Consider the following 356-nt stretch of genomic DNA (forward strand, 5'->3'; position numbering starts at 1 on the left):
GACGGGGACCCGCACAAGCGGTGGAGCATGTGGTTTAATTCGAAGCAACGCGAAGAACCTTACCAAATCTTGACATCCTCTGACCCCTCTAGAGATAGAGTTTTCCCCTTCGGGGGACAGAGTGACAGGTGGTGCATGGTTGTCGTCAGCTCGTGTCGTGAGATGTTGGGTTAAGTCCCGCAACGAGCGCAACCCTTAAGCTTAGTTGCCATCATTAAGTTGGGCACTCTAAGTTGACTGCCGGTGACAAACCGGAGGAAGGTGGGGATGACGTCAAATCATCATGCCCCTTATGATTTGGGCTACACACGTGCTACAATGGACAATACAAAGGGTGGCGAAACCGCGAGGTCAAG

Annotated in this window: 1 rRNA gene; it reads left to right on the forward strand. The window is 52.2% G+C overall.

The annotated features are described in order from the left end of the window. Window positions 1–356: ribosomal RNA gene (locus tag HMPREF3264_RS12240) — 16S ribosomal RNA — on the forward strand; the annotation flags it as partial.

It is taken from the genome of Staphylococcus sp. HMSC62A08, assembly GCF_001839105.1.
Lineage (GTDB): Bacteria > Bacillota > Bacilli > Staphylococcales > Staphylococcaceae > Staphylococcus > Staphylococcus caprae.